Below are 11404 nucleotides of genomic sequence, written 5' to 3' on the forward strand. Positions count from 1 at the left end.
GATTTATATAGCTATGGGGAAGAAATTCCGCATTTGTCTAGAACAGGATATTGGTAGAAATATTATGAATACAATTAAAACATTCAGAGCTTTGTTAGCAAGCTCAATTGCAATTGCCTTGGTAGGATGTGATGACTCATCAGGTGATTTTAAGCCGGAAGCTCAAGCAAATACGGTAGCGCCTACTCATGGTGGAGATATCGTATTAGCCTTTAATGAAAAAGACGAGATAACCTTTATTGATTTGTTAGGGACTCCTTCAGGCGCTTCTTCAGGCGAAGGGGTGGCGAGAGATGCAGACGGTAATTTTCTAAGAGTCACTGACGTTGTCATTGAAGGGAGTGGTTCTCGGTCTGATGAAATTATGGATGCCGGTGCAGAGCTTAACGGTAATCAATTAGGGGTTCGCTCACTTGCTATTGCTCCTTATTTAGATAATGGTGAAATGCACACAATAGTGGTGTCATACAATATATCTGATGGTGTTAATAAAACCCCGCGTACTGCTACTTTAACCTTTACAGGCGAAGATTTTGCACCTGTTTCTAATGGACCCGTTGTAGGTAACTTTACCCGTGATGCAGGTGTCGGTACGGTCAATCTTTTGGCGACTGTTTTTGATGCAGATAACGAATTGTTAACTATTACTAACTTAGTGGCTGATAGCGGTAATTTGTATGATTTACCTATTACCGCTAGTGGTAATGGTGCTGAAGTCAATGTGGACATAGCGGCAGTAGAGTCCTCGATTCCTGATGGTCAAAAAGTGGAGTTCAAATTTAGTTATACCGTTAGTGATCATAGGTTTGACATTGAGCAGACTATGATTATTAACGTGTTAGGTGTGCAAGATGTTCCCGGTGCGCCATTAGTCACTAACTATTTCAAAAGTATAGAGCTTGATGAAACCGAAACTGTGATTACAGTTGATTTAACTGATGAGATCGTTGAGCGTGAAGGTGACGCTATAGTGGTGAGTGACGTAATGTTGGGAGGTAAAGCGTTACCCTATGGTTATTCGCTACAAGGCAATATGTTAACTATTGATCCTCACGCATTTCTTAATGAGGTTAATGCTGACGAATCTATTGAGCAAACACTCACCTATATTGTTTCAGACGATCAAGGCAATACTTCTGACGGCGTGCCAGAACTTGCCGTTACCTTAAATGGTGTAGAAACCAATCTAATTGCATCGGCCATGAGCAATCATGATTTTGAAGATGAGTCTTTATCAGGGGATATTGTTGCTGGTGGTAATTTGGGGGGATTTTCTGCTTTTGGATGGGCAACGTGGTGGTGTATAACCCCAACAATAGGTGCGGATTATGCCAGAATGGGTAATTACGGTATGCGATTTGAAGGTCGGTATTGTGATTTACTGATTAATAATATCATTGAAGAATTACCTAATAATCAGAAGTATGCGTTTTCATATGGCATACAAAATAAATTAGCCAGTGACAATGCTGCTAGTAATCCTTATGTCCCGATTTTTGCTTCAACCTTACCTGAAGGTGTGACAGAGAATCGCTTCTGGTTGGGATCACGCTACTTCGATACTGCCATTGATCAGTGGATGGAACACGTTCAAGTGGTCAGTACCTTTGATGGAGGAAGCTGGGATGGTTACGAAGGCGCTACATTGAGCTGGGATATTATGAAGTATGCTGATTTTGATGGCCTTCATTATTTAGATGACTTCAGTGTGGTGGCTTATGGTGACTATGATTTAGTGGCACATGATATGTTAGTTGACGATGTTGGAACATTTGAAACTGAACAAATTATTACTTCAAATGGTGGAATTGCCGAAATTCAGGAAGTTGAAGGCGCTAACAAACTATTCATTGATACAACGGGCGCAGACGCCGGTGTATCGATTAGCTTCCCAATAGAAACAGGTGCGATTAAAGCAGGTGCGCGTTATGCACTTGTGATGGAAGCACAGTTAATTAACCACGATGATTTGTTTGGCGTGGGCTCGAGTACCCAAGTGGGCTTTATGGTGAGCTTATCCAACGGTACGGACTCAGTGGCAGCTAGTTTGGATGGTTCTACTACAGGGCCTGATGCAGCTGAAATAGACATTATTATCTCTGAGGATTATGGGCGTTCCGCTGATATCGATTGGTCTCAGGAAACAATGATGTTGAACATAACTTTCACTGAAGCCAATGCGCAGTACTATGTTGATAACTTGCGTTTAATTGCTATCCCATAATCTATGTAATTAAAACCAGAGAGAGATCTACACTTAATCAAAGCCCGGTTTTACCGGGCTTTTTGTTGATTGTTGACAAAGTGTTAAAGGTGTATAACAGTAGCAGCTAACAAAAACGCAATTCAGTCTGTTGAACTTTTATGGTTATAACAGCAGTCTTTTAGAACCTGAACTAGGGTTAATCACCGTTCAGTTAGGGCTTTGCAACTTTATTAGTATTGAGCCAGAGGTAATCATGACATCAACGTTAGAACTATTAGATAAAGAAAAACACCAAAAATTGAAGATTAACAACCAGCTAACGAATTGCAAACACAACCAAACAAATACTGCAGCCGTTACTATTGGCGAGTTAAGTACCTTAGTGCATGAATATGCGATATTCATTAGTAAAAGCCCCAGTTCGGAACAATTCCAGTTAGTGGCAATTTTAGGTCTTAAGTCTGGGGAAAATTTGTATTTAAAAGATAACCAATGGCAAGCGACTTATTTGCCCTTGGATATTTTACGTCGTCCGTTTCAGGCCTTTGTGCCAGATCCGAGTCATTTAAGTGAAGGTCGTATTGCCATTGATGTTTCCAGCGAACAAGTAGGTACCAAGTTGGGGCAAGCCTTGTTTGATGAACAAGGCAATGCAAGCGAATATTTACAAAAAATACAGAAAACCTTTGCCGAATTAATGTCGGGTACTGAACAAACACAAGTAGTGTTAGAAGAGGCCAATAAACTTCAACTAATAGAGCCTGTTACCTTAAACATTGAGCTAGCTGATCAAGAGAAGGCCTCTCTAAAGGGGTTGTATGCATTTAATAAGGAGGCGTTAACTAAGCTCAGTGGAGCCGATCTAGAAAAGGCCCATCAATCTGGGGTGTTGCAGGTAAGTCATCTGTTATTGAGTTCGACTTTGCATTTACAAAAGTTAATTAATTGGTCGAGCAAATAAACTGCTTATCGATGTATGCCATGAGAAATGTGACTCGCTCCAGCAAAGCCACATCAGCTGATAAAGTCGCGTGTGTTGTTAGTGGTGATGTCATTTAATTTCAATTGTATCTATTTAATTGTTAACAAAATAAGATTGTTACGTTAGTATAAGCTAACGCTTTTGTTAACAGAGTAAATGTTATGGGTCAAAAATTTCACAGTGTCTATTATTGCGCTATCGTTGTTTCTTTCGGTGCATTTATATTAGGGCTGGATGCTGCATTAATCTCGGGTACGATTAAATTTGTATCAGCGGACTTTGGCTTATCTGATATGCAAATAGGCACAATGGTGAGTGCACCAGGGTTAGCTGTGTTGTTTGCTCTGATGTTCACTGGTTTTGCCTGTAACCGAATTGGCCGTAAGAAAACTCTTATTGGTATTTCCTTCATTTATATATTCTCTGCTATTGCTTCTACTTTTGCGCCCAATTATGAAAGCCTTGTTGTAGCTCGTTTTGTTGGTGGACTCGCCTTCACTTCGCTTTCTGTTGCCGCTATGTACATAGGCGAAATAGCGCCTCCAGCGTTAAGAGGGCGTTTGGTGGCCATGGTGCAAATTAGTATTGTAGTGGGCTTTTCTGCCGCTTATTTTATTAATTATGGCATGTTGCAGTTATCGCAAAGTACTGCGCAATGGGTGATTGATCTTGGGCTGACAACTCATACTTGGCGCTGGATGTTGGCGATTGAAATTGTTCCGGCAGTTGTGTGGTTTTCTTTATTATTTAGCATTCCTAAAAGCCCCCGATGGTTGGTGCTCCGCGGGCATGTGGATGAAGCCAAAGAGGTGTTACATGCCTTTGGTAAAGGCCCTAAAGTTGATGAAGAGTTAGCTCAGATTCAGGATAGCCTTAAAGGCACAGACGACAACACACCATTCTTGAAGTCGTTTAAATATTTATTTGAACAACGTGTGCGCATGGCGGTGTTCATCGCTTTTGTTTTTGGGGTTGTCCAGCAAGTGACAGGTATCAATGCCATTTTATTCTATGCACCAACGGTATTTGAACAGTTAGGTGTGGGTACGGATGCTGCTTTTCTTAATGCGGTTATCGTTGGTTTTACAGGAATGCTGTTTACCGTCTTAGGTATTTTACTTATTGATAAAGTGGGTCGACGGCCACTTGCTGTATGGGGGCTGGCTTGGGTAACCATCAGTCTGTTTATTTGTTACTACGGTTTTGGTCAGGCGACCTATAGTTTATCTGCTGATTTTGTGGCGCAGCTTGCAACTCAGCATCAAGTGCAAGGCTTAGAAAGTCTGGTTGGTCAGGTATTCCATAGCGATTTTGAATTCAAAGCGGCGCTGATTAATGTGCTAGGCGAGGGCACCTTTAGACAATTCGAAGGTGAAATTTTGCAAAGTGCCGGTACCATCCCGGTAGCTATAATCATGGTCGGTATCATCAGTTTTATCATGGCTTTCCACATGACCATTGGGCCAGTACTTTGGGTACTGTTTTCAGAGCTATTCCCCACGCATGTGCGTGGTATCGCCATCCCGACTTTTGCTTTTATATCAAGTATGGTGAGTTATTTTGTTCAGCAATTTTTCCCTTGGTTACTAACCAATCTTGGGGCTTCGCAAATTTTCTTGTTCTACGCCATTAGCGGTTTAATTGGTTATTTTCTGATGTTAAAAATCATGCCCGAAACCAAAAACAAAACCATTGAAGAAATCGAATTAATGTTAAACAAAGGGATGGCTTAAGCCATTAACTTAGAGGTGTAAAATAGATGTCGCAATGCAAATTGAGTTTAGCCAGCAAACGTGCCATTGAGCGTGGCTATGACAATCAAGGGCCACAATGGTTAACTGAATTCGATGTTGTGGATTTACAAGGGGACTTTGCCTTTGAAGAAGGTGTGATACGTCGCGACCCTACATCCGTCATTATTGTTGATGGCGTGTATCACTGCTGGTACACCAAAGGGCAAGGAGAAACTGTAGGTTTTGGCTCTAACAATCCTGACGACAAAGTGTTTCCTTGGGATTTAACAGAGGTTTGGCACGCGACATCTGCAGATACCATCACATGGAAAGAACAAGGTCCTGCGATTCAACGGGGTAATGCCGGAGAGTTTGACGACCGAGCCGTATTTACGCCAGAGATCTTTGTACATGAGAGTAAATATTATCTAGTTTACCAAACCGTACAGTTTCCCTATACCAACCGCCAATATGAGCATATCGCTATTGCTTGGGCAGAGTCACCCAATGGCCCGTGGCATAAAAGTAACAAGCCTATTTTAAGTCCTTCAATGGATGGCCAATGGCACGGTGAGGAAGATAACCGTTTTCATGTTAAGTCTAAAGGCAGCTTCGATAGCCATAAGGTCCATGACCCTTGTTTGTTGCTTTTTAACGATCAGTTTTACCTCTATTACAAAGGTGAAACCATGGGTGAAGAAATGAACATAGGTGGCCGCGAGATCAAACATGGTGTGGCAATAGCTAAAGACATACTTGGGCCTTACCAAAAATCGGCATACAACCCCATTTCTAACAGCGGTCATGAAGTAGTAGTTTGGAACTATCAAGGAGGCGTCGCTTCGCTTATTACCACCGATGGTCCAGAAAAAAATACCATCCAGTTTGCGCCAGATGGCATCAACTTTGATATTAAGGCCTATGTTAAAGGTGCGCCTGAAGCCATAGGATTATTTAGAGAATTCAAAGAAAACACCCTGCCAGCACCGGGTATACCTTGGGGGTTGACCCATAAATATGACGCAAGCTGGAATTGGAATTACATCTGTAAATTCACCACTCGAAAACAAATATTAGATGCGGGCACTTTTCAAAATAAGCACGCTTAAAAAGGAAGGTCTGAAGTGACTAAGCTACACTATTTTCGCCTAGCCATTTTTTCGTTAGTGGTGCTAAGTAGCAATACCTTTGCTGCTAAACAACCTAACATTTTATTGATTCTAAGTGATGATGCAGGTTATGCCGATTTTGGTTTCCAAGGCAGCTCTGAAATGAAAACCCCTAGCTTAGACGCACTCGCGAAGCAAAGCATTCGATTTGAACAAGCCTATGTCAGCGCGGCAACGTGCGGCCCATCACGGGCTGGATTGTACACCGGCAAGTACCAACAACGTTTTGGTTTTGAAGAAAACAACGTGCCTGGTTACATGAGTCAGTCAGGTCTACATGACATGGAAATGGGGTTGCCGTTAAACCAGAAAACACTAGCAAATTATTTACAAGATCTTGGTTATACCACGGCCTTGTTTGGCAAATGGCATCAAGGAGATGCTGATAAATATCACCCATTAAAGCGTGGATTTGATGAGTTTGTTGGTTTTCGTGGTGGATCGCGCAGTTATTTCGAACTTAGTCCTCAACAGAGAAAAGTTCACCCGCAAGATCAATGGGAACGTGGGTTTGGTAAGATTGAGAAGGTCGATAAATACCTTACCGATCTATTGGCTGATGAGGCGATTCGCTTTATTCAAAAGCCCCAAAAAGCTCCTTTTATGGCAGTGTTGTCTTTCAACGCTGTTCACACACCAATGGAAGTAGTAAACCAGCATTTGGCGTTGTTTCCAGAACTAAAGGGGAAACGCCAACAACTTGCCGCCATGACTTATGCTATGGACCTAGCCATTGAACGAGTGTTGCAAAGTTTGGTCGATAGCGGTGTAGAAAAAGATACTTTGGTGATTTATACCAACGATAACGGTGGACCGTCAGATACAAACCATTCTAACAACTACCCACTAAGCGGCAGCAAAGCTAATCATCTTGAAGGCGGAATACGTGTGCCAATGTTGATGCGCTGGCCAAAACGTTTAGCCGCTAATGCGACCTATGGGTATCCAGTGAGCTTATTAGATTTACTTCCCACCTTTGTGGACATCGCTGGTGGTGATTGGCAGGCGATTAAGGATATCGATGGAGTAAGTTTACTTCCTTATATTACAGGTGAAAACCTCACTCGTCCTCACCAAACTCTGTTTTGGAAAAAGGAAAACCGTGGCGCAATTCGAGATATGGACTGGAAACTGTTGCGTTTCCCTGACCGTCCAGCTCAGTTATACAACATAGCAACGGATATTTCAGAACAACACAATCTAGCTAGCCAGCACCCTGAAAAAGTGAAACAACTGTACCAACTGTTGTTTGCGTGGGAGCTGACCTTAGAGCGCCCTTTGTGGCAACTGCAACGCCAATATGAAGGCGCTGCCATGCGTCGTATGGATAAATTTAGGGTTCCACAGCAACATAAGAAGCAGTAAACCCAGTGTACTTTTTTGTCTTGAAGCCTACTTCAACATCAATCTTCATCTTGGAAACACAAAGACATGATTAATAAATTAAACGATATGGAAATATTTCGACCAATGTTAGCCATTTTTTTGTTGCTAAGTATACGTTGCCCTATGGTGTTGGCCGATGAACTGCCAAATATAGTGGTTATTTTTGCTGATGATCTAGGATACGGGGATTTGGGTTTTACGGGCTCAAAAGAAATCTTAACACCTAATATTGATGCTCTGGCCAATAATGGAGTGATATTTAAAAATGGCTATGTCAGTCATCCCTATTGTGGGCCGTCTCGGGCGGGATTGTTAACTGGTCGTCATCAAGCTCGATTTGGTATGGAAGTTAATGCTGCACATTCGCCGGATGATCCCTACATGGGATTGCCGCTAGAAGAAAAAACCTTTGCGTCTCGTTTACAACCCCTTGGATACAAAACAGCGGTAATCGGTAAATGGCATGTCGGTTCACACCCTAAATTCCACCCTAACAATAGAGGTTTTGATTATTTCTATGGCTTTTTACCAGGTGGGCATAATTACTTCCCTGAATCAATTAGAGTCAGCAGTGATCCTTACGACGCGCCTATGGTACGTAACGGTAAACCCGCTCAGTTGCAAGAATACTTAACCACAGCGTTAAGTCGGGATGCGGCCAAGTTTGTCACAGAAACTAAAGGCCCATTTATGTTGTATTTGGCCTACAACGCACCCCATCAGCCTTTGGAGGCGACTAAAAAAGATTTAGCTAAATATACCCATATTAAAGACAAAAATAGACGCATTTATGCCGCCATGATTGATTCGATGGATCAAGGTGTTGGTCGTGTGGTGGAGGCGCTCAAACAAAGCAATAAGTTCGACAACACCTTAATATTTTTCTTGTCTGACAACGGGGGAGTGTACCCAGAATATTGGATGCCTAATTCCATGTGGGCCAGTAATTTTCCATTTAGAAGAGGTAAAGTAAGTCTAACCGAAGGGGGCGTGCATGTGCCATTCATCGCCCATTGGCCTCAAGGTTTTGGTAAGGCAGGAGAGATCGATGGTTTAGTTTCATCCTTGGATATTGCCGCCACTGCTTTAGGAGTGGCAGGCGCAGACACGTCTGATGCCAATCTTGACGGCGTTGATTTAACCCCTTATGTCACGAGGGAAAAATCTGGCTCACCTCACGCAGCATTATTTTGGCGTTTAGAAGAAGCCGACCATATTTGGGCAGTGCGTACTCCTCAATATAAATATTTACATCAAACCTTACCCGGTGTCGGCAAAAGTTTCTTTGATATGCAGGCAGACCCCTATGAAGCGAATAATCTTTATGGCCAAGAGCCTGAACTTCAAGCTCAGTTAGCTACTTTGTGGAACCAATGGAATAGTCACAACAAACAAAATGTGTTGTTACAAGCAGAACCTTACAAGAAACAAAGAGCGAAATTTTATGAGGATTGGTATCAACAATTGCTGCAAAAAGCGCAAGAACATAAGCCATATGTTGTTGAATAAAACATTTGAATCAAAATACGAATTAAAAAGGTGACATATGACAAATCAAGTTTCCCGTCGTGATGCATTAAAACTTGCAGCTGCAGGACTGGCAGCAACTACTATGGGCTGTTCGTCAGCGGTAAACACCACGCAAAAAGAAAAGTCTACTGTGCTAGATGAAAAGCGCAGCGACACCTGGAGTAATACTCATGATCGTGTTTGGCTTGGTGGCGAATATTGGGCGAACCCTATGGAAGATTGGCAGGTTGTTAACGGTGCCGTTCAGTGCTTAAGTACAGGTGGAAACCGTAGCGTGCATTCTTTGCTTCATCAATTAAGTTCACATCAACCTTTTCAATTGTCTTTGCAGCTTAAACGAACAAAGATAGGTTCAATAGATGGTGGCGCCGGTATTCGTTTAGGAGCCAAAAGTGATATTGATGAATATCGCAGTAACTGTTTTGTACAGCATGGTTATGATGGCGGTATTATTCAGAATCAGTTAGCACTGGGTGAACAACGCACTAACCTAACTCAGTCGGTTGCTGATAACGATCTGGTGTTAACCCTAAAAGGTGAGCCGCGTGCGGGAATATTTGCTCTCACCTTAGAAGCACGTTTAGTCGAAAACAACCAGCTAATTGGTCAGCTAGATGAGCTGGTTGCCATTGATAAAGTATTGGGAAATGTTGCTATTGTGAGTAACTTTACTCAGTCATCGGAAATTGCAGCCGACCCTAAAGGAAGTCTGTATCAATTCTCGCAATGGACAATAGAGGGTGAGGCTTTTAACCATAAGCCAGAACAAAAATTTGGACCAATCTTATGGACAATGTATACCCTCAGCGATACTCGTAGTGCAGAAGGTTTTGTGCTAAAACTCAGCGCCTTAACAGGACCTTTGGGGGCGAAAGATAATCATCATGTTGAATTAGAAATACAGCGCTCGGGTCGCTGGCAGTCTATTGCGAGTGCAAAATTGGACACTGATGCTTGGGTGGCGACCTTTAGGGTTGTTAACTGGGATGAAAAACAAGATATACCTTATCGAGTGGTTTACCGAGAAAAGCGCCGTGATGGCAGTGAAGCGCCAGACTTTTTTAATGGTATTGTGCAAGCTAACCCAGAGAATCGAAAACTGCGAATGGCGGCGCTAACTTGCCAAAACGATTACGCCTTCCCCTACGCGCCGGTTGCTAAAAATGTCGAAAAACTCACCCCTGATTTAGTTTTATTTTCTGGCGATCAGATATACGAAAATCACGGAGGTTTTGGTCTGATCCGCAATCCAGCCTCTTTAGCGATACTGAATTACTTACGCAAGTTTTATCAATTTGGGTGGGCATTTAGAGATGCCATGCGTAATGCGCCAACCATTTGTTTACCCGATGATCATGACGTAATGCAAGGTAATCTTTGGGGCGAAGCAGGCGCAAAAATGTCTGAAGAAGCCAATAAACTAGGTCGCAGTGATGCATGGGGCGGTTACATCAATCCAATTAAAATGGTAAATGTAAGCCACCTTACTCATACCGCTCATCTTCCTGATCCCGTTGACCCGACTCCTTCAGAAAGAGGATTAAGTGTCTATTATACTGATATGGTGTATGGAGGAGTGGGGTTTGCAATTTTGGCTGATCGCCAGTGGAAAAGTGGCCCAGATCGTTTAGGAATTGTAGTGGGTGAAACGGGGCAAGGTGAATCGCCAACTTATATTAACCCAGCATTTGACCGAGAAGACTTACAATTGTTGGGAACACGTCAAGAAGCCTTTTTAGAGCAATGGGCCACAGACTGGCGTGGGCATTCATTAAAAGCGGTGATTAGCCAAACAGTTTTTGCTGGTATTTCCACTCATCAACCGCTACCAGATCGTTATTTGAAATATGATTTTGATTGTAGTGGTTGGCCCGGAACAGCGCGTAATCGTGCCATTGAAATCATGCGTCAATCTAAAGCCTTACATATTTGTGGTGATACCCATTTAGGTACGTTATCTCAGTATGGCGTCGATAAACAACGGGATAGCAATTGGGCATTTTGTACCCCTGCAATTGCAGCTGGTTGGCCAAGGTGGTGGCGTCCTGATGATTTACCCATGGCCCATTCCAATCGTCCTTCTCACGGTTTATCGCAAACTGGCGAATACCTAGATAGTTTTGGCAACAAAATATACGTGTATGCGGTAGGAAATCCAATTGTAGGTAAATCAGACAATCGTTATATTCATGCTCATGAAAAAGGCTCGGGTTTTGGATTTATTAAGTTTGATACCAAAGCCAAAACCTATGAAATACAAGCCTACCGTTTCTTGGTTGATGCAACCGAAAACAATAGCGAAAACCAATTTCCCGGTTGGCCAGTGGTGATACATCAGGATGAAAATATTGGGATGAATAGACTGCTGTAAAAGCTAAGGCCGATCAGTTAAGAAAAC

Annotated in this window: 7 protein-coding genes; all 7 read left to right on the forward strand. The window is 42.5% G+C overall.

What is annotated here, in order from left to right; translation table 11 throughout:
• The first annotated feature begins 64 nt into the window (after positions 1 to 64).
• A complete protein-coding gene (locus KO534_RS18810) occupies positions 65 to 2224 on the forward strand; it encodes a hypothetical protein (RefSeq protein WP_215932079.1) in 2160 nt (719 codons plus the stop codon).
• Between the two features lie 235 nt (positions 2225 to 2459).
• A complete protein-coding gene (locus tag KO534_RS18815; protein WP_215932081.1) occupies positions 2460 to 3167 on the forward strand; it encodes a SapC family protein in 708 nt (235 codons plus the stop codon).
• A gap of 182 nt (positions 3168 to 3349) precedes the next feature.
• Positions 3350 to 4921 (forward strand): MFS transporter, encoded by a 1572-nt coding sequence (locus KO534_RS18820; protein WP_215932084.1) that lies wholly within the window; start codon positions 3350 to 3352, stop codon positions 4919 to 4921.
• Positions 4922 to 4947: 26 nt separating this feature from the next.
• On the forward strand, positions 4948 to 6030 hold the full coding sequence (locus tag KO534_RS18825; protein ID WP_215932087.1) for a glycoside hydrolase family 117 protein: 1083 nt from the start codon (positions 4948 to 4950) through the stop codon (positions 6028 to 6030).
• 15 nt (positions 6031 to 6045) lie between these two features.
• Entirely contained in the window at positions 6046 to 7455 is a 1410-nt protein-coding gene (locus tag KO534_RS18830) for a sulfatase-like hydrolase/transferase (protein WP_215932089.1), read from the forward strand.
• A 66-nt stretch (positions 7456 to 7521) separates the two neighbouring features.
• Positions 7522 to 8985 carry a sulfatase family protein gene (locus KO534_RS18835; protein WP_354667962.1) on the forward strand — a complete coding sequence of 488 codons (1464 nt, stop codon included), beginning with the start codon at positions 7522 to 7524 and terminating at the stop codon, positions 8983 to 8985.
• Positions 8986 to 9022: 37 nt separating this feature from the next.
• The gene (locus KO534_RS18840; protein ID WP_215932091.1) at positions 9023 to 11377 is read left to right on the forward strand and encodes an alkaline phosphatase D family protein; all 2355 of its coding nucleotides are present in this window, start codon (positions 9023 to 9025) and stop codon (positions 11375 to 11377) included.
• Positions 11378 to 11404 lie beyond the last annotated feature (27 nt).

The sequence above is a fragment of the Paraglaciecola arctica genome, assembly GCF_018861065.1.
Lineage (GTDB): Bacteria > Pseudomonadota > Gammaproteobacteria > Enterobacterales > Alteromonadaceae > Paraglaciecola > Paraglaciecola arctica_B.